A 17288-nucleotide genomic window follows, 5' to 3' on the forward strand; every position below is an offset into this window, starting at 1 on the left:
GGAACTCTTAATGAAAACAAACATTGATCCGAACAAATTAGAACTTGAAGAACGTGTTGTTACGGTAAACCGTGTTGCTAAAGTAGTTAAAGGTGGACGTCGTTTCCGTTTCGCAGCTCTAGTTGTTGTTGGAGATAAGAACGGTAATGTAGGTTTCGGTACTGGTAAAGCACAAGAAGTACCAGAAGCAATTAAAAAAGCAGTTGATGATGCAAAGAAAAACTTAATTACTGTGCCAATCGTTGGAACTACTATTCCACACACAGTGAATGGTAAATTTGGATCTGGCCATGTATTAATGAAACCAGCTTCTGAAGGTACTGGAGTTATCTCTGGTGGTCCTGTTCGTGCGGTACTAGAACTTGCTGGTATCGGTGATATTCTTACTAAATCACTAGGTTCAAACACACCAATTAATATGATTCGTGCAACATTAGAAGGCTTAACACAATTAAAACGTGCAGAAGACGTAGCAAAACTACGTGGAAAGTCTGTAGAAGAACTGTTAGGATAATAGGGAGGGAAACAATATGTCTAAACAATTAGAAATCACCCTCACACGGAGTGTTATTGGTCGAAAAGAAAAACAGATTAGAACTGTTGAAGCACTTGGACTTAAGAAAATTCGCCAGTCCGTTGTTCGTGAAGATACTCCAGTTGTTCGCGGTATGATTAATGTCGTATCTCATCTTGTAACAGTTAAAGAAATATAATATTATTAAGCTTAAAGAGGAGGTGCTTGTATGAAACTTCATGAATTAAAAGCATCAGAAGGAACTCGCAAAGAGAGAAATCGTGTGGGTCGTGGAACGTCCTCAGGTAATGGTAAGACTTCTGGAAGAGGACATAAAGGACAAAACGCACGTTCAGGCGGCGGTGTACGTCCTGGCTTCGAAGGTGGTCAAATGCCATTATTCCAACGTTTACCGAAACGTGGCTTTAGCAACATTAATCGTAAAGAGTTTGCTATTGTTAACTTAGATGCATTAAATCGTTTTGAAGAAGGAACAGAAGTTACACCAGAGCTATTACTTGAAGAAGGTATCGTGAGCAAATTGAATTCCGGCATTAAAGTGCTTGGAAACGGCGCTATCGAAAAGAAACTAACAGTAAAAGCTCATAAGTTCTCTGCTTCAGCTAAAGAAGCAATTGAGACAGCGGGCGGTAAGACTGAGGTGATCTAATGTTTCGTACAATCTCCAATTTTTGGCGCGTGGCTGACATTAGACGAAAAATTGTTTTCACATTATTGATGTTAATTGTTTTTCGTCTAGGCACGTTCATTCCTGTGCCATTTACAGATAAAGCAGCAATCGACTTTATGAACCAACAAAACGTCTTTGGCTTCTTAAATACATTCGGTGGTGGAGCATTACAGAACTTTTCAATTTTCGCTATGGGGATTATGCCTTACATTACAGCATCGATCATCATGCAATTATTGCAAATGGATATTGTTCCTAAGTTTGCAGAATGGAAGAAACAAGGCGAGATGGGACGAAAGAAAATTGCACAGGTTACACGCTATGCAGCAATCGGTTTTGCATTTATTCAAGCAATTGCTATGTCAGCAGGGTTTAATGCGATGGCCGGTGGTTTGTTGATCGTCGACCCTAGTTTTATGAAATTCCTTGTTATTGCAATTGTATTAACAGCTGGTACGGCATTTTTAATGTGGTTGGGTGAACAGATTACATCACAAGGTGTTGGAAATGGGATCTCCGTAATTATCTTTGCAGGTATCGTTGCGGCAGTGCCGAATGGTGTTGCACAATTGTATAGCCAGTATTTCGTAAATGCAGGGGATCAGCTATTTATCAATATCGTTATAGTTGCTTTAATTGTATTAGTTGCAATAGCGGTTGTAGTTGGAGTTATCTTTGTTAATCAAGCATTACGAAAAATACCAGTTCAATACGCAAAAAAACTTGTGAATCGTTCTCCAGTTGGTGGTCAGTCAACGCATTTACCGTTAAAAGTAAATGGTGCAGGGGTTATTCCTGTAATCTTTTCAGTAGCGTTTATGATGGCACCAAGTACGGTTGCTAGTTTCTTTGAAGGTAGTCAAGTAGCAACAACAATCAGGAGCATATTTGATTATACGCAACCTGTTGGTATGGTAATATACTTAGCCTTAATTATTGCATTTTCGTATTTCTACACATTTATTCAGGTTAATCCAGAACAAATGGCAGAGAACTTGCAAAAACAAGGTGGCTATATTCCTGGAATTCGTCCAGGGAAGAATACAGAAACGTATCTTACACGTGTATTGTATCGTCTAACATTTGTAGGTTCACTTTTCTTAGCTGCTGTTGCTATATTACCAATCATTTTAGGTAGTCTTGCTAATCTGCCTAGTGCAGTACAAATCGGCGGCACAAGTTTACTAATCATTGTAGGTGTAGCATTACAAACAATGAAACAACTGGAAAGTCAGTTAGTGAAGCGTCACTACAAAGGATTTATTAAATAGTTCTCAGCTGCCAATGAGAGCGAGGAAGAATGATGAATTTAATTTTAATGGGGTTACCTGGTGCCGGAAAAGGTACACAGGCTGAGAAAATTAATGATAAATATAATATCCCACATATTTCAACTGGGGATATGTTTCGCCTAAGCATCAAAGAAGGTACAGATCTTGGTAAAAAAGCGAAGGAATATATGGATCGTGGAGATCTTGTTCCGGATGAAGTAACAATCGGAATTGTAAAAGAACGTTTAAGTAAGGACGACTGCAAGAACGGCTTCCTATTGGATGGTTTTCCAAGAACGATTGCACAAGCAGAGGCATTACAAGAACTTCTTTCAGATCTTGGTGAATCCATTGACTACGTATTACATGTAGACGTACCAGAAGAAAAATTAGTGGAGCGTCTAACGGGTCGTAGAATTTGTCCAACATGTGGAACAGCCTATCATATCGAATTTAACCCTCCGAAAGTAGAAGGAATTTGCGATAAAGACGGTTCACAGTTAATTCAGCGTGATGATGATAAAGCCGAAACAGTGAAAAGACGTTTAGCCGTGAATATCGAGCAGACAAAACCATTACTCGATTTTTATCAAGATAAAGGATATCTTGTTACTGTAAACGGAAATCAAGGAATTGATGATGTTTTCAAAGATATTCAAGAAAAACTTGTAAAATAATACGATTTTAATTACATCTAATATGGAATAGATGCATTTCTATCTGTAAAAAGTTATAATTAAAGTTGCGAGTAATTTTAAAACTAACATGTATTGCTTTAACATAAAGTGACACAGGTCAAATATAGAAGTAGCCCCTTTAGAGGGAAAATATTTTTCTAATGCCTTAGTGCAGGTGATCGTTGTTGAACACAGGAGATCAGGTTCTGATGCTAGGTCAGGTTGTTCGTATTTTGCAAGGTCGTGAAGCGGGCCAATATATGATAATCATTCATGTAGTGGATCATCATTCTGTCTTGTTAGCTGATGGGGAGAGGCGGAAGACGAATAGGCCAAAGAGAAAGAATCTACATCACCTTGAGAAGATGGACTATATTTCCCCAGAAGTCCAAAACAGCCTTCTAGAAACTGGTCGTGTCACAAATGGGAAATTGCGATTTGCCATATCTAAGTTTAAAAGTGAGATTGTGACTGATTTGAAGAAGGGAGATCTACACGATGGCAAAAGATGATGTAATTGAAGTAGAAGGCACCGTAACAGATACATTGCCAAACGCAATGTTTAAAGTAGAGCTTGAAAACGGCCATACGGTCTTAGCACATGTATCTGGTAAAATCCGTATGCATTTTATCCGTATTCTGCCAGGTGACAAAGTAACGGTTGAGCTTTCTCCGTATGATTTGACAAAAGGACGAATTACGTATCGTTATAAATAAACGAGCTCCGATATAAAAGGAGGTAAAGATGATGAAAGTAAGAGCATCTGTAAAACCAATATGTGAAAAATGTAAAGTAATTAAGCGTAAAGGTAAAGTAATGGTGATTTGCGAAAATCCCAAACACAAACAAAAACAAGGATAAAACCTTAGGAGGTGCAACTATTCTATGGCACGTATAGCAGGTATTGACATTCCACGTGATAAACGTGTTGTCATTTCTTTAACATATATCTTTGGAATTGGTAAAGTTACCGCACAGAAAGTCCTTAAAGAAGCAGGCGTTTCAGAAGACACTCGCGTTCGTGATTTAACTGAAGATGAATTAGGACGAATTCGTACAGTAATTGATCAATATACAACAGAAGGTGATCTTCGTCGTGAAGTATCACTAAATATTAAACGATTGATCGAAATTGGTTCATATAGAGGCCTTCGTCATCGTCGTAGCTTACCAGTTCGTGGACAACATACTAAAAACAACTCACGTACTCGTAAAGGCCCACGTCGTACAATGGCTAACAAGAAAAAATAAAGTGAAGGAGGTTAACTAATCAATGGCACGTAATACTAATACACGTAAACGTCGTGTGAAAAAGAATATTGAATCAGGTATCGCGCATATCCGTTCTACTTTTAACAATACAATTGTTACGGTTACGGATACACAAGGTAATGCAGTTGGTTGGAGTTCAGCTGGTGCATTAGGCTTTAAAGGTTCACGTAAATCTACTCCATTTGCTGCTCAAATGGCTGCAGAAACTGTAGCTAAAACAGCAATTGAAAATGGCATGAAGACATTAGAGGTTACTGTTAAAGGACCTGGTGCTGGACGTGAAGCAGCAATTCGTTCACTTCAAGCAGCTGGTTTAGAAGTTACTGCAATTGTTGATGTAACACCAGTTCCTCATAATGGATGCCGCCCACCAAAACGTCGTCGTGTATAATTTTACCGTATAGAATTTGTCACTCTGTCTATAATGGGTTATGATAGCTAAAAAAGTAAGTTTATTTTTAAGAGATCAGGACAGGACAGTACGAATGAATTACAGGTAGTGCAGAAACGCCAACTGCCTATTGGGGAATTTCGGTTAGACATGGGTCTAGCCGGGGTTTCGACGTTTTAAAGGAGGGTTTTGTTGAATGATCGAAATAGAAAAGCCAATTATTGAAACGATCGAAATTAGCGATGATGCTACTTTCGGGAAATTCGTAGTCGAACCACTTGAACGTGGATATGGTGCCACTCTAGGAAACTCCTTGCGTCGTATCTTACTATCCTCACTTCCAGGTGCTGCCGTTACATCAATTCAAATTGATGGTGCTTTACATGAGTTCTCAACGATTGATGGAGTAGTGGAAGATGTTACCCAAATTATTTTGAGCTTGAAGAAGTTAGCACTTAGAATTTATTCTGATGAACCGAAGACAATCGAACTATCTGTTCAAGGTGAAGGAGTAGTAACTGCTGCCGATCTTACCTATGACAGTGATGTAGAAGTGTTGAATCCTGAATTGAAAATCGCTACTTTAAATAGTAAAGGCGCTTTAAACATGAGAATGACAGCTGAGCGTGGCCGAGGTTATCGTCAAGCTGAGCAGAATAAACATGAGGATCAACCAATAGGCGTGATTGCGATTGATTCTATTTTCACACCTGTATCACGTGTTACCTACCAAGTAGAAAACACAAGAGTAGGTCAAAATGCAAACTATGATAAATTAACATTAGATGTCTCTACAGATGGAAGCATTCGTCCTGAAGAAGCAGTTTCTTTAGGTGCTAAAATCATTACAGAGCATTTTAATATTTTTGTCGGGCTAACGGATGAAGCACAAAATGCTGAAATCATGGTCGAAAAAGAAGAAGATCAAAAAGAGAAAGTCATGGAAATGACAATCGAAGAACTTGATCTTTCTGTTAGATCTTACAACTGCTTAAAACGCGCTGGAATTAATACTGTTCAAGAGCTCGCAAACAAGAGCGAAGAAGATATGATGAAGGTTCGTAATTTAGGTCGTAAATCACTTGAAGAAGTTAAACTTAAATTAGCGGATCTTGACTTAGGTCTGCGTAATGACGACTGATAAACACAGTCACCTTTAGAGATTTTTTGAAAGGGAGGTACTAACATGGCTAGAAAATTTGGACGTAGTACAGACAGCCGTATGGCATTACTTCGCAACCTTGCATCTGATTTAATTATTCATGAACGGATTGAAACTACAGAAGCAAAAGCGAAGGATTTAAAATCGGTTGTAGATAAAATGATTACATTAGGTAAACGTGGAGATCTTCACGCTCGCCGTCAAGCAGCAGCATTCCTTTACAATAAAGAAGCTGATGAAAACAACAATGTAGTACAAAAACTTTTTGATGATGTTGCTAAACGCTATGATGAGAGACAAGGTGGATACACACGTGTTCTTAAACTTGGTGAACGCCAAGGCGATGGCGCAAAAATGGCAATCATTGAATTGGTCTAAACAAGAAACATGCGGCAAGGGCAGGACTTTAATCTCTCACGAGGTGAATCCAAGCCCTTTTTTTGTAGTAAAGAAAAGTGTAGCGGGCTTGATTAGAGATGGAGGGTATAAGCAGGAGACCATAGAGTGCGTGGTTCTGGCACTCGATCTGCGGGTTAATGCGAATATCGCCCAGAGAGAAAATATATCAGCAGGAGCGCTGGAATATCGCCCGGAGAAAAAGTATATTAGCAGGAACGCCATAATATCGCCCGGAGAGAAAATATATCAGCAGGAGCGCTGGAATATCGCCCAGAGAGAAAATATATCAGCAGGAGCGCTGGAATATCGCCCGGAGAGAAAGTATATCAGCAGGAGCGCCATAATATCGCCCAATGCAAAACCATATCAGCACCACACGATCAACACAATCACAGCATAGACGAATCACATAAAAAATCCCGGGCGGAGCACAGGTTAGGAGAGGTACTTTCAATGAGTAAAAGATTAATTGAGTTTAGAAATGTATCGTTTCGATATGGAGAAGAGCAGCCTTGGGTATTGAAAAATTTATCATTTGAGATTTATGAGGATGAGTGGGTCGCCATTATTGGTCATAACGGCTCTGGAAAATCAACGATTGCTAAACTTGTAAATGGATTGCTTTTTCCGCAACAAGGGGAGATTATCATAGATGGACAACAGGTAAATGAAGCATCGATTTGGAATATTCGCAAGGAAGTTGGAATGGTATTTCAAAATCCTGATAACCAATTTGTTGGAGCGACGGTGCAGGATGATGTTGCTTTTGGTATGGAAAACCGTGGCGTCCCTCGCGAAGAGATGATGAAGCGGATAGATGAAACATTGAATGCTGTTGGAATGCAGGATTACCGGCTGACAGAGCCGCATCGATTATCAGGTGGGCAGAAGCAGCGTGTTGCGATTGCGAGCGTGTTGGCAATATCACCAAAGGTACTTATTCTAGATGAAGCCACCGCGATGCTCGATCCAAGTGGACGGCAGGAAATAATGGAAACAGTGTCTAAACTTCAGAACAATCAAGGGCTTTCTTTAATCACAATCACACATGATTTACATGAAGTTGTTCAAGCTGACCGGGTAATTGTTATGAATGAAGGAGAAATATGGGATGAAGCTACCCCACGAGATATATTCTCCAAGAAAGATGAACTTCGAAAAATCGGATTAGATGTACCATTTGTAGCCATTTTAGCGGATGAATTAAACCAAGTGGGGATCACGATTTTACAAGAACCATTAAACCACGAAGAGCTACTGGAGGAATTATGGACATTACATTCGAGAACGTAACTTACATTTATCAACCAAACTCACCATTCGAGCATAAAGCATTAGACGATGTTTCGTTTCATATTGAATCCGGCTCGTTTGTAGCAATTATCGGTCATACAGGCTCCGGGAAGTCGACATTAATTAGCCATTTAAATGGGCTATCCGTGCCGACTGAGGGGATTGTATCGATTGGCGATTACCATCTGTCGAAGGAAGACAAGCCGAAGAATATGAAGGAATTACGTAGTCGTGTTGGCGTTGTTTTTCAATATCCAGAGCATCAGTTGTTTGAGGAAACGGTGGAGAAGGATATTGCCTTTGGTCCGGCAAACTTTGATGTACCACAAGACGAGATTAAAAAACGGATTGATGCGATTGTCCCTGCAGTAGGACTTCCTACAAGCGTGTTAGAACGATCGCCATTCGATTTAAGTGGTGGGCAGATGCGAAGGGTCGCGATTGCTGGTGTTCTAGCCGTTAAACCCGACGTACTGGTCCTAGATGAACCAACAGCGGGGCTCGACCCACGGGGGCAGAAGGAAATTATGGAGATGTTCTACTCATTGCATAAAGAACAAGGCCTAACGACTGTTCTCGTGACACACAGCATGGAAGATGCTGTAAAGTATGCGGACCATGTGATCATTTTAAATAAAGGGTCCAAGTATATGGAAGGAAAGCCTGAAGAAGTCTTTACCCAAAAGGAATCGCTTAATCAAGTGCATCTGGATGTGCCTGAAATGGTTCGTTTTATAAATTCCTTTAAAGAGAGATTTGGTGAGGAAATTACCTTTGAAAAGCAAACAATCAAGGAGCTAGCACAAATGATAAAATCGGTAGTCAAAGGAGCGAAAGTCTAATGAATAACTCCCTAATTATCGGTCAATATGTGCCTGGGACTTCCATTGTGCATAAATTGGACCCAAGAACAAAAATTACGATTATCTTTTTCTATGTATTTACCGTGTTTTTTGCTAATAGCTTACCAAGTTATGGAGTACTTGTCGTTTTTGCGCTCGCAAGCATGTTGACATCACGGGTGCCAATACGTTTCATTATGAAGGGTCTCACCCCAGTATGGTTCCTTATTATCTTTACGTTTATCTTGCACTTATTTGTTACTAAAGAGGGAACCGTTATATTTGATGTCTGGATATTTGAATTTTACTCCGGTGGTGTCATTCAAGGATTTGCGATTTCAATCAGGTTCTTCCTGTTAATACTAGTGACCTCACTGCTCACGTTAACAACGACACCGATTGAAATAACAGATGCAATTGAAGATATGCTGCGACCATTAAATAAAGTGAAATTTCCAGTACATGAGCTCGCATTGATGATGTCGATTTCTTTACGCTTTATTCCAACATTAATGCAGGAGACGGATAAGATTTCAAGAGCACAGGCATCGCGTGGCGTTGATTTTCGGACAGGGCCAATAAAAGACCGAATCAAAGCGGTTGTGCCACTGTTAGTCCCACTGTTTGTTAGTGCATTTAAACGGGCAGAAGAGCTTGCAATGGCAATGGAGGCACGTGGCTATCAAGGTGGAGAGGGACGGTCTAAGTTACGTGAACTGAAAATCGAGTTACGAGACATCATGGTCTATCTCCTATTTGCATGTGTCATGGCAATTTTATTCTTAACAAGAACGTATTCGTAAGAGAGGCTGGACAAGGATGGGAAGACTGAAGTGTACAATCAATTATGATGGTTCTGGCTTCTTTGGCTTTCAATTTCAACCGACGAAGCGTACCGTTCAAGGAGAGCTGGAGAAGGTTCTAAAACAGATTCATAAAGGAGATCGGGTTCGACTGCAGGCATCAGGTCGTACTGATGCAGGCGTCCATGCAAAGGGGCAGGTGATTCATTTTGATTCACCCTACGATATACCTGAATTAGGATGGAAACGAGCCATGAATACCCTACTACCCGAAGATATCTATATCGATAAGGTTGAAGGGGTTACAGATGCGTTTCATGCGAGATATAGTGCGATGGAAAAGGAATATCACTACTTCGTTTGGAATGCTGAAGAACCAGATGTATTTAAACGAAATTATGCATATTATTTTCCATATCGTCTCGATATAGATAAGATACAAGAGGCATGTCGCTATCTAGAAGGAACGCATGATTTCACGACGTTTTCCTCTGCAAAGGCGACAACAAAAGGCAGTAAAATAAGAACGATTTACCAAGCAACATGTAAGCAAAGTGGAGCGGAGATGGAGTTCATTTTTCGCGGATCCGGTTTTTTGTATAATATGGTACGAATTATGGTCAGCGTGTTACTCGATATCGGGCAAGGCAGAAGAAATCCAGCCGACATTAAGTCCTTATTAGATGGGAAAAATCGGCAACTTGCTGGTAAAACAATTGCCCCCCAGGGACTGTATTTATGGCAAGTAAAATATGACAAATAAATACCTACAGAACTTGACAAATACCTGTCATGTGTTATATTATTATTTATGGCATTTTATTTCTAATTAAACCATGATTAGCCCCGGAATCTAATTATGTTGACTATAGGAATAACAAATTTGAAACGAATTTTTTAATATATGGAGGGAAATTATCATGCGCACAACTTTTATGGCGAATGAAGCTAATATCGAACGCAAATGGCTTGTTGTGGATGCTGAAGGTCAAAGACTTGGTCGTTTATCAAGTGAAGTTGCTGCAATCCTTCGTGGAAAGCACAAACCAACTTACACACCACATGCAGACACAGGAGATAATGTTATCATTATCAATGCTGAGAAAATAGAATTAACTGGAAACAAAATCAATGACAAAATGTACTACAACCATTCAGGTCATCCAGGCGGAATGAGAGAACGTAACGCAGACGAAATGCGTACAAAATATCCTCAAGAAATGCTAGAAAGAGCAATTAAAGGGATGCTTCCAAAAGGTCCATTAGGTCGTAAAATGGCTAAGAAATTGCATGTATACAGAGGCGCAGAACACAATAATCAAGCACAAAAACCAGAAGTTTACGAACTTCGTGGATAATTAGAAGGAGGTTAAACAATTGGCACAAGTACAATATTACGGCACAGGTCGTAGAAAAAGCTCAACTGCTCGTGTACGTTTAGTACCAGGCACAGGTAATGTTACTATTAATGGTCGTGAAGCTAAAGACTATTTCCCATATGACACACAACTTCTAATTCTTAATCAGCCATTAGCTGCTACAGAAACTGAAGGAACTTATGACGTGTTAGTTAACGTTCATGGTGGTGGTTTCACTGGTCAAGCTGGTGCAATTCGTCATGGTATTGCTCGTGCATTATTAGAAGCAGATCCAGAATATCGTGCTTCTCTAAAACGCGAAGGTTACCTAACTCGTGATGCTCGCATGAAAGAACGTAAAAAATACGGTCTTAAAGGCGCACGTCGTGCACCTCAGTTCTCAAAACGTTAATCTTAATAAAAATATTAATTTTTCAACGTTTACAAGCTATTTCATCTATGATGAAATAGCTTGTTTTTGTTTTGAGAAAAGTCTTAGAGATGATAGAAGCTTTAAAGATTGTAAAAGATTATATTGAAATTAAAAAATCCAGAAAAAGGCCTATGAAAAGAACATGATTCCCGAATATATTATAGGAATCATGTTCTTCTTAGTCGATAAATAATTTAGTTTTAAAATCGGAAAGTTCCATAGCAATTATGGATATACTTTAACCTTCTACCGGCCCTCTAGTAATCCCAGTAAGTTTAGAATTGATAGCGAAGATCTTCGCCTTGACGTCGGTAATGCCCAAGCTAGCTAACCTTTTAGAGTGCATTTCTAAATATTTATCAGCTGTTTCTTTTGTTTCAAAAATATAAATGCCGCCAGCTTCATTTGCTTCCGGATTTTCCGTCCAGATTTTCCACATGAACCCATCTTCTTCATTGATGCTTTTTGCTAAGTCAGTAAACGCCTCAGCCATTTCATCTCCGAAGGGTCCATTCATTTTAAAACCTACTTGTAATACATATGCCAATTTTATCTCTCCTCGTTATTATGTCGTTGTCAAATATAATTCGCCCAGAACTTCCTTCTTGTCATAACTGTCTGGTGATAGCTCTCTTTCAATAAGTGCGGTCATATCTGATTTCTCAATATCATACATTACTTCAATTTCCTTGGAGAACAATAGCTTTTCCTTTTCAAGTAAGGTAGAAAGCGCTGGTTGTTGTTTTGGCTGAAGTTCTTCCACATTTAGAACTTGCTTTAATCCGTCAACATAGTATTCAAACGGACGGCCGCCAACAATTTTTACGCCTTTATTTTCCTCATTAATCATGACAATGGTAGGAAACCCTCTGACACCTAAGCTGCCAGCCAGAGCAAAATCTTCATTGAGTAATTGCTGTCCGATTGGTTCTGCTGCTTCCTTTACAATTGCTTCTCCATCAAGTCCGAGTTTATTTACGATTTCAATCATAACCGATTGTTCTGAGATATTTTGATTAAATGCGAAAAGTGCTTCTCTTGCACGGCGCAAATATTCAAATGCTGCAGCATCGCTATGATTTTTTTGAATTACTTTAAATACGCGGGAAGGTGGATAGGAGGATTGAACAGGATTATCAATCATTAACGAGCCATCAATTGGCATTCTGGAAATTTCCCCAACTTCTCTCCAGTGACCGGCAACGTCGGCTGGTTTATAAATGCCATTTGCGGGATCAATTGGCCCGTCATGCCATTTTTCCAGTAGGCCACCCATAACCGTATGGAAGTTAAAATAATCACCATACTGCTCTGTAAAACGATGGAGTGTCGGTTCAATTGCCCAGCAATGTGAGCAGATAGGATCGGTCACATAATAAAGCTCGATTGATTTCTTTGGCTGATTAAAATTAATAATCTCCATTTCCTCTTCGCCTGCAACTCCACAGACCCCAGTTTCTAAGTCACAAATCATGTTATTATTGTTTTTCAATGCATTTCCCTCATTTCTATAGAATAGGAGAGAAGAGGCAAAACGCTTATCTCTCGTTATCATTTATTTATCTAATTGTTTTTAATGCAGTAGACCAAGATACGACTTCATTTAGCATCGTTTGAACAGTTTCTTGATGAAACGGTGCTGGTTTAAAGGTTCTCATTTCTTCAAAATCAGTAAAAAGACTGAGTGCAGGCTGCGTGCCTACTGTTGCGACTTTTGGTACAGTTAGGATCAATCGTAAATTATTAGCTGCTGTAACTCCAAGAGTAGAACCATAGCTTACAATTCCTGCTGCTTTATTATTCCACTCAACATATAAATAATCGATTGCATCTTTTAATCCAGATGTAACAGCTTTGTTGTATTCTGGAGTGACAAAAACAAAACCATCAAGTTCCCTAATTTTTTCAGACCAAGCTTTTGCCTCTGGTGCTTCATAATCCTGTGACATAATTGCAGGAATTGGTTCATTAAATTTTGGCAGGTTGAAATCCTTAATATCTACCAATTCAAACGAAGCATCTGTTCTTTGGTCTGCAACGGATTTCACCCATTCTGATACCTGTATATTTACGCGTGAATCTCTCGTACTCCCAGTAATAATGCCGATTTTAATCATATTTATTCCTCCTGAAATTGTTTAACAAAACATCCTATTTGCCTTACAATTGAATTTTAGGTCATAATGAATAAAATCAACACCAATAGTTCTGTAGATTTGTTGGTTATACAACACATTTAGGAAATTGTTTAAAAAGTAGGAGTGATAATAAATGGAACAATCAAAGACGGACCCACGAGTTTTACGTACTCGCAAATTAATCATGGATTCTTTTATGGAACTTTCAAGTAAAAAGGAATTTAAGGATATTACCGTTAAGGATATTACAGCGGAGGCTGTAATTAATCGTGCCACATTCTATTATCACTTTGAGGATATATATGACTTATTGGAAAAGGTATTGTCAGAAGTATTGTTAGTTAATTTGGACGGCGATTACTATCAAAATTATGAACTAAATGAAGAAGCACTGATAAATATTTTCAAAGCAATCACGAACTTTCAAAAGTCATTATCCAATCGTTGCCATAGAGGGTATGAAGATACGATTGCCCGGATTATTAGAGAGCAGCTCGAAGTCATTTTTCATAAAATGCTGTTAAAACAGCGTCCAACTGAAGATGTGCAAGCACAAAAGGTTACGGCTGTTATGTTAAGCTGGGGAATTTATGGGGCTTCAGTTGAATGGAGAAGAAGCAGTAAGGAGATATCGCCGGAGGAATATATCCATTCAGCAATTCCTTATATTATGAAGGGGATTGATTTGGGGGACGCTGATTAATATGTATCCTGTGAAATAAATTGGAGACTGGTTTTGAATAAATTGGTAAAAGAAAAAAGATGATTTGGCTTATAATAAGACCTAAATCATCTTTTTGCTATTTAACTCTGTTTATGAGGTACCAAAATCTGACCGTCTTTTTCATTACTTAATAGTGTTTGCATGATTAACTTAGATAATTGGCTTGGTTTATAAGGCTTAACCAAGTAATCCTGTGCACCAAGTGAGAATCCTAGTTCTTTTTCGTCAAGAGCAGTTGAAACGAATATCGGAACATCTGACAGTTCTTCTCTTGCTTTCATTTCTTTCATAATTGTCCATCCATCTATTTCATCTTCTAGCATGATGTCCAAAACTACAGTATCAGGTGCTTCCAGTTTCATTTGCTCAAACGCCTTTTTGCCACTGCTAAACTGATTTACACTGAATCCCCAATCCTGTAGCTCATGCTTTAATAGTTCTGCAAGGCTTGGATCATCCTCTACAATCATAATGGTGTACTTATTCATAGATGTATCACTATTTTCATCTGGAATGCTAGATTTCATTCTTACTAGTGGAAGGTGAACTGTGAATGTGCTTCCTTTCCCATATACAGAACTTACAGAGATTATCCCCCTGTGTGCTTTGGCAATCTCCTGAACAATGGCAAGTCCTAATCCAGTACCACCAATTTTTCGTCGATCGGAATTATCGACCCTATAAAATTGCTGGAACAAATGAGGAATTGCATCTTCAGGAATCCCAAGCCCCTCATCTTTAATATCAATAGAGACCGTATCTTTACTTCGATATATTCGGATAAAGATGTTTCCTCCATTTGGAGAATACTTGATCGCATTACTTAATAAGTTTGTAAACACTTGCCCTATTTTACTTTGGTCTCCTAATATGATTGTTTCTTCAGTTTCAACTATAAAATTAATTTTATGTATCGATGTGTTGATTTCTTGAAGCTTAATCACATGTTGCAGAATCGATTGAATATCGATATATTTCTTTTCATATGTCTGCTTGCCTGATTCCATTCTTTGAATATCAAGAAAGTCGTTAATAAGTGCTGTTAACCGTTTTGCTTCATTATAAATCGTCTGCAAATACTTTGTTTTTCGCTCAGGCTTTAATTCCTTCGTTAGCAATAACTCTGTGAAACCAAGTACACTAGCCAATGGTGTTCTTAATTCATGGCTGACTGTACTGACCAATTCAGATTTCATTTCCGCAACTTCATTCTCTTTTGTAATATCACGATGAACGAGTAGCATACCAAAATCATCTTCAAAGTCTTGGAGTATTTTAGAATATACTTTAATTACTTGGTTACTGTCTTTCATTCTGTAAATAAAGGAATGATCTTCATTAGGGCTATGTTTAGCAGCATGTATCAGTTTTTCCAGGGAGTCAATAAAGTCATCCTCCTGAATTTGCTCTTCCATCGAACAGCTCCATTTATCCCAGGGTAGTCCTAATAATTCCTTCGAAGGATCGCTCCATTTAAATATTTTGCATAATGGCTGGTTTAACTGAATAATTTTGTTGTCTTTGTCAATCAACTGTATTCCTTCTTGCACCGTATTCAAGATATCTTGGTTTAATCGTGAGTCATTTTTAGACTGCTCAAACAACCTGATTTTTTCGAGATAAATTGCAATTTGTCTTGAGAGTATGTCATATTCAGTTAGCTCACTAGCCGAAAATGGGTTTCCGAATCTCGTGTAAACCATTACTGCTATAACACAGAAATTGGAAATGACAGGCAAATACAAGTCGTAGCTATATTGGATTGTTTCATGGTAGCCTTTTTCTGTGTGATGTTGCTCCCTTTTTATCGTAAATGCCTTTTTCTCAGTAATTAACCGATGGATTAAGTCACTGTCCATATGATTTCTAAATTGTTCTATCCCTAATTGAGAAATACCACATGCGGCAAAAGCGTCCTCATTCAAGTAAGAAATAATCCCCTTATCTGTTTCAGTAACTTTACACATGCTTTCAACGATACTTTGTAGTACTTTCTCTTTATTAAGCGAAGAGGAAATACCGTTAATAAGCTCATTTCTATCTTTAAGTTTATGTTCCCTATCTGTAATAATTTCAAGTGTTGATTGAAGTTCTTGCTGCTGGGCCTGGAGTTCTTCTTGCTGTGCAGAGAGCTCTTCGTTTTGGGCAAGTAAGTCTTGTTCTTTATCCTGAATACTCTCTACCATCTTCTTGAATGCAACGGATAATGTACCTAATTCATCTTTTCTTGTTGAACCGACCTCGATGATAGCATCTCTGCCAGCAGCGATTTCATTAGCTGAAAAGGTAAACTCAGCAATAGGTTCCCCAATCTTTTTGAAAAACATTCGAATAATGAAGAGCAAGAGAATTAGAAGGAATATGCTTAATATAACTACACTGTTTTGGATGTGTAATTGATTTTCGCTAAGTTTTTCAGCGTTCTTTTCAATTTGTTCATGGAGCAATGCGCTATAAAGCTTTGTTTGATTTACAAATTCATCCGCCCTTTGAATGACAGAACGGTCATAAAGGTCAACACTCCGCTCCTGATTTCCTTCGTATTCATTCCTGACAAAAGGGAGCAATTCGGAGAAATAGAACGATGAAAAATTGCCAATACCACTGATAAAGGATTTTTCTTCTTCATTATCTATCAATTGTTCCAGCTCAATAATCTGTTGCTGTATTTCAGTTTCTATATTTGGTGCTGCTTCGCTACTTTCAGGTACTATTATAGATAATGTATCATCCATTATTAACATTCGCGAACTAAGCTGTTCATAAATATCATCTGTAATCAGTTGTTTGTCCTCAATTTTCTCTCTTTGCTGAATATATTCAGCATGCGATTTATGCTGAAAATAAAATAATAACCCTGTTCCAATAATGAAAAACAGGAAACATATCCCCATTAGTAATAAAATCTGCCGAGATAAAGACTTATTGAAATAATTAACGATCCTCATTTAGAATTTCCTCAACTAATTCCAAAAGTTTCAACGGGCTAAATGGCTTTGCCATAAAATAATCAGCTCCCGCTTTAAATATGCGTGCTTGTTCATATGCCTGACTTTTTGCAGAAAGCATTAGGATTTTGGTATGCTCTTCTTTTTCCTTGCTCCTCATTTTTTCAATAATTTCCATTCCCGTATAAACAGGCATCATATAATCTAAAATAACCAAATCATAGCGATTGTTTTGTAAAAAGCCGATTGCTTCACCACCGTCAGCAGCTTCATCAATCATATATCCTTCATCTTCTAATGTATCTACAATGAGCATGCGCAGCACTTCTTCATCTTCTGCCAATAAAATTCTCTTCATTAATGATCACCTT

At 38.4% G+C, this 17288-nt stretch carries 25 protein-coding genes; 20 read left to right on the forward strand and 5 right to left on the reverse strand.

Annotated features, from left to right (window positions below):
• Window positions 1-10: 10 nt before the first annotated feature.
• The 19 genes from rpsE to rpsI all read left to right on the forward strand — a co-directional run bounded on the left by rpsE (window position 11) and on the right by rpsI (window position 11086).
• Window positions 11-514, forward strand: a complete 504-nt coding sequence (rpsE, locus tag CWR48_RS02090) for a 30S ribosomal protein S5 (RefSeq protein WP_115771389.1) — start codon at window positions 11-13, stop codon at window positions 512-514.
• A gap of 16 nt (window positions 515-530) precedes the next feature.
• Window positions 531-713 carry a 50S ribosomal protein L30 gene (gene rpmD, locus CWR48_RS02095; RefSeq protein WP_115771390.1) on the forward strand — a complete coding sequence of 61 codons (183 nt, stop codon included), beginning with the start codon at window positions 531-533 and terminating at the stop codon, window positions 711-713.
• A 30-nt stretch (window positions 714-743) separates the two neighbouring features.
• The gene (gene rplO, locus CWR48_RS02100) at window positions 744-1184 is read left to right on the forward strand and encodes a 50S ribosomal protein L15 (protein ID WP_115771391.1); all 441 of its coding nucleotides are present in this window, start codon (window positions 744-746) and stop codon (window positions 1182-1184) included.
• Window positions 1184-2476: a preprotein translocase subunit SecY gene (secY, locus tag CWR48_RS02105; RefSeq protein ID WP_115771392.1), complete on the forward strand. Its 1293-nt coding sequence runs from the start codon at window positions 1184-1186 to the stop codon at window positions 2474-2476. Before rplO ends, secY begins: the two co-directional genes overlap by 1 nt.
• A 32-nt stretch (window positions 2477-2508) precedes the next feature.
• A complete protein-coding gene (locus tag CWR48_RS02110) occupies window positions 2509-3153 on the forward strand; it encodes an adenylate kinase (RefSeq protein ID WP_115771393.1) in 645 nt (214 codons plus the stop codon).
• Window positions 3154-3362: 209 nt separating this feature from the next.
• A complete protein-coding gene (locus tag CWR48_RS02115) occupies window positions 3363-3665 on the forward strand; it encodes a KOW domain-containing RNA-binding protein (RefSeq protein ID WP_115771394.1) in 303 nt (100 codons plus the stop codon).
• Window positions 3652-3870, forward strand: a complete 219-nt coding sequence (gene infA, locus CWR48_RS02120) for a translation initiation factor IF-1 (protein ID WP_040985051.1) — start codon at window positions 3652-3654, stop codon at window positions 3868-3870. Before CWR48_RS02115 ends, infA begins: the two co-directional genes overlap by 14 nt.
• A 31-nt stretch (window positions 3871-3901) precedes the next feature.
• Entirely contained in the window at window positions 3902-4015 is a 114-nt protein-coding gene (gene rpmJ, locus CWR48_RS02125; protein WP_010095733.1) for a 50S ribosomal protein L36, read from the forward strand.
• 24 nt (window positions 4016-4039) lie between these two features.
• Window positions 4040-4405, forward strand: a complete 366-nt coding sequence (gene rpsM, locus CWR48_RS02130) for a 30S ribosomal protein S13 (protein ID WP_115771395.1) — start codon at window positions 4040-4042, stop codon at window positions 4403-4405.
• A gap of 22 nt (window positions 4406-4427) precedes the next feature.
• Window positions 4428-4817 carry a 30S ribosomal protein S11 gene (rpsK, locus tag CWR48_RS02135; RefSeq protein WP_115771396.1) on the forward strand — a complete coding sequence of 130 codons (390 nt, stop codon included), beginning with the start codon at window positions 4428-4430 and terminating at the stop codon, window positions 4815-4817.
• Between the two features lie 196 nt (window positions 4818-5013).
• Window positions 5014-5958, forward strand: a complete 945-nt coding sequence (locus CWR48_RS02140) for a DNA-directed RNA polymerase subunit alpha (protein ID WP_115771397.1) — start codon at window positions 5014-5016, stop codon at window positions 5956-5958.
• A gap of 45 nt (window positions 5959-6003) precedes the next feature.
• Window positions 6004-6357, forward strand: a complete 354-nt coding sequence (gene rplQ, locus CWR48_RS02145; protein WP_115771398.1) for a 50S ribosomal protein L17 — start codon at window positions 6004-6006, stop codon at window positions 6355-6357.
• A complete protein-coding gene (locus tag CWR48_RS02150; RefSeq protein ID WP_115771399.1) occupies window positions 6323-6778 on the forward strand; it encodes a hypothetical protein in 456 nt (151 codons plus the stop codon). The genes rplQ and CWR48_RS02150 overlap by 35 nt, the downstream gene beginning before the upstream one ends.
• Window positions 6779-6831: 53 nt before the next feature.
• Complete coding sequence (locus CWR48_RS02155; protein ID WP_115771400.1) at window positions 6832-7671, forward strand: energy-coupling factor ABC transporter ATP-binding protein; 840 nt, start codon at window positions 6832-6834, stop codon at window positions 7669-7671.
• Complete coding sequence (locus tag CWR48_RS02160; RefSeq protein ID WP_115771401.1) at window positions 7647-8513, forward strand: energy-coupling factor ABC transporter ATP-binding protein; 867 nt, start codon at window positions 7647-7649, stop codon at window positions 8511-8513. Before CWR48_RS02155 ends, CWR48_RS02160 begins: the two co-directional genes overlap by 25 nt.
• The gene (locus CWR48_RS02165) at window positions 8513-9316 is read left to right on the forward strand and encodes an energy-coupling factor transporter transmembrane component T family protein (protein ID WP_115771402.1); all 804 of its coding nucleotides are present in this window, start codon (window positions 8513-8515) and stop codon (window positions 9314-9316) included. The genes CWR48_RS02160 and CWR48_RS02165 overlap by 1 nt, the downstream gene beginning before the upstream one ends.
• Window positions 9317-9332: 16 nt before the next feature.
• Window positions 9333-10079 carry a tRNA pseudouridine(38-40) synthase TruA gene (truA, locus tag CWR48_RS02170; protein ID WP_115771403.1) on the forward strand — a complete coding sequence of 249 codons (747 nt, stop codon included), beginning with the start codon at window positions 9333-9335 and terminating at the stop codon, window positions 10077-10079.
• A gap of 157 nt (window positions 10080-10236) precedes the next feature.
• Window positions 10237-10674 carry a 50S ribosomal protein L13 gene (gene rplM / locus CWR48_RS02175; protein WP_115771404.1) on the forward strand — a complete coding sequence of 146 codons (438 nt, stop codon included), beginning with the start codon at window positions 10237-10239 and terminating at the stop codon, window positions 10672-10674.
• A gap of 19 nt (window positions 10675-10693) precedes the next feature.
• On the forward strand, window positions 10694-11086 hold the full coding sequence (rpsI, locus tag CWR48_RS02180) for a 30S ribosomal protein S9 (protein WP_115771405.1): 393 nt from the start codon (window positions 10694-10696) through the stop codon (window positions 11084-11086).
• A 259-nt stretch (window positions 11087-11345) separates the two neighbouring features.
• Here rpsI and CWR48_RS02185 read toward each other — a convergent pair whose 3' ends face one another.
• The 3 genes from CWR48_RS02185 to CWR48_RS02195 all read right to left on the reverse strand — a co-directional run bounded on the left by CWR48_RS02185 (window position 11346) and on the right by CWR48_RS02195 (window position 13224).
• Window positions 11346-11654 carry a monooxygenase gene (locus CWR48_RS02185; RefSeq protein ID WP_115771406.1) on the reverse strand — a complete coding sequence of 103 codons (309 nt, stop codon included), beginning with the start codon at window positions 11652-11654 and terminating at the stop codon, window positions 11346-11348.
• 18 nt (window positions 11655-11672) lie between these two features.
• The gene (locus CWR48_RS02190; protein WP_115771456.1) at window positions 11673-12581 is read right to left on the reverse strand and encodes a DsbA family protein; all 909 of its coding nucleotides are present in this window, start codon (window positions 12579-12581) and stop codon (window positions 11673-11675) included.
• A gap of 85 nt (window positions 12582-12666) precedes the next feature.
• Complete coding sequence (locus tag CWR48_RS02195) at window positions 12667-13224, reverse strand: NADPH-dependent FMN reductase (RefSeq protein ID WP_115771407.1); 558 nt, start codon at window positions 13222-13224, stop codon at window positions 12667-12669.
• A 154-nt stretch (window positions 13225-13378) separates the two neighbouring features.
• On the opposite strand from CWR48_RS02195, the gene CWR48_RS02200 reads away from it, so the two are divergent.
• A complete protein-coding gene (locus CWR48_RS02200; protein ID WP_115771408.1) occupies window positions 13379-13948 on the forward strand; it encodes a TetR/AcrR family transcriptional regulator in 570 nt (189 codons plus the stop codon).
• A 101-nt stretch (window positions 13949-14049) separates the two neighbouring features.
• On the opposite strand, the gene CWR48_RS02205 is transcribed toward CWR48_RS02200, so the two are convergent.
• A complete protein-coding gene (locus CWR48_RS02205; RefSeq protein WP_115771409.1) occupies window positions 14050-16917 on the reverse strand; it encodes an ATP-binding protein in 2868 nt (955 codons plus the stop codon).
• On the reverse strand, window positions 16904-17275 hold the full coding sequence (locus CWR48_RS02210; RefSeq protein WP_115771410.1) for a response regulator transcription factor: 372 nt from the start codon (window positions 17273-17275) through the stop codon (window positions 16904-16906). Before CWR48_RS02210 ends, CWR48_RS02205 begins: the two co-directional genes overlap by 14 nt.
• Window positions 17276-17288: the final 13 nt, after the last annotated feature.

It is taken from the genome of Oceanobacillus arenosus (assembly GCF_003369575.1).
Classification (GTDB): domain Bacteria; phylum Bacillota; class Bacilli; order Bacillales; family Amphibacillaceae; genus Oceanobacillus; species Oceanobacillus arenosus.

Bases quoted from the DNA above. Each gene is read 5' to 3' on its own strand.
- rpsE (WP_115771389.1), top strand. From the start codon at position 11: ATGAAAACAAACATTGATCCGAACAAATTAGAACTTGAAGAACGTGTT.
- rpmD (WP_115771390.1), top strand. From the start codon at position 531: ATGTCTAAACAATTAGAAATCACCCTCACACGGAGTGTTATTGGTCGA.
- rplO (WP_115771391.1), top strand. From the start codon at position 744: ATGAAACTTCATGAATTAAAAGCATCAGAAGGAACTCGCAAAGAGAGA.
- secY (WP_115771392.1), top strand. From the start codon at position 1,184: ATGTTTCGTACAATCTCCAATTTTTGGCGCGTGGCTGACATTAGACGA.
- CWR48_RS02110 (WP_115771393.1), top strand. From the start codon at position 2,509: ATGAATTTAATTTTAATGGGGTTACCTGGTGCCGGAAAAGGTACACAG.
- CWR48_RS02115 (WP_115771394.1), top strand. From the start codon at position 3,363: ATGCTAGGTCAGGTTGTTCGTATTTTGCAAGGTCGTGAAGCGGGCCAA.
- infA (WP_040985051.1), top strand. From the start codon at position 3,652: ATGGCAAAAGATGATGTAATTGAAGTAGAAGGCACCGTAACAGATACA.
- rpmJ (WP_010095733.1), top strand. From the start codon at position 3,902: ATGAAAGTAAGAGCATCTGTAAAACCAATATGTGAAAAATGTAAAGTA.
- rpsM (WP_115771395.1), top strand. From the start codon at position 4,040: ATGGCACGTATAGCAGGTATTGACATTCCACGTGATAAACGTGTTGTC.
- rpsK (WP_115771396.1), top strand. From the start codon at position 4,428: ATGGCACGTAATACTAATACACGTAAACGTCGTGTGAAAAAGAATATT.
- CWR48_RS02140 (WP_115771397.1), top strand. From the start codon at position 5,014: ATGATCGAAATAGAAAAGCCAATTATTGAAACGATCGAAATTAGCGAT.
- rplQ (WP_115771398.1), top strand. From the start codon at position 6,004: ATGGCTAGAAAATTTGGACGTAGTACAGACAGCCGTATGGCATTACTT.
- CWR48_RS02150 (WP_115771399.1), top strand. From the start codon at position 6,323: ATGGCGCAAAAATGGCAATCATTGAATTGGTCTAAACAAGAAACATGC.
- CWR48_RS02155 (WP_115771400.1), top strand. From the start codon at position 6,832: ATGAGTAAAAGATTAATTGAGTTTAGAAATGTATCGTTTCGATATGGA.
- CWR48_RS02160 (WP_115771401.1), top strand. From the start codon at position 7,647: ATGGACATTACATTCGAGAACGTAACTTACATTTATCAACCAAACTCA.
- CWR48_RS02165 (WP_115771402.1), top strand. From the start codon at position 8,513: ATGAATAACTCCCTAATTATCGGTCAATATGTGCCTGGGACTTCCATT.
- truA (WP_115771403.1), top strand. From the start codon at position 9,333: ATGGGAAGACTGAAGTGTACAATCAATTATGATGGTTCTGGCTTCTTT.
- rplM (WP_115771404.1), top strand. From the start codon at position 10,237: ATGCGCACAACTTTTATGGCGAATGAAGCTAATATCGAACGCAAATGG.
- CWR48_RS02190 (WP_115771456.1), bottom strand. From the start codon at position 12,581: ATGATTTGTGACTTAGAAACTGGGGTCTGTGGAGTTGCAGGCGAAGAG.
- CWR48_RS02195 (WP_115771407.1), bottom strand. From the start codon at position 13,224: ATGATTAAAATCGGCATTATTACTGGGAGTACGAGAGATTCACGCGTA.
- CWR48_RS02200 (WP_115771408.1), top strand. From the start codon at position 13,379: ATGGAACAATCAAAGACGGACCCACGAGTTTTACGTACTCGCAAATTA.
- CWR48_RS02205 (WP_115771409.1), bottom strand. From the start codon at position 16,917: ATGAGGATCGTTAATTATTTCAATAAGTCTTTATCTCGGCAGATTTTA.
- CWR48_RS02210 (WP_115771410.1), bottom strand. From the start codon at position 17,275: ATGAAGAGAATTTTATTGGCAGAAGATGAAGAAGTGCTGCGCATGCTC.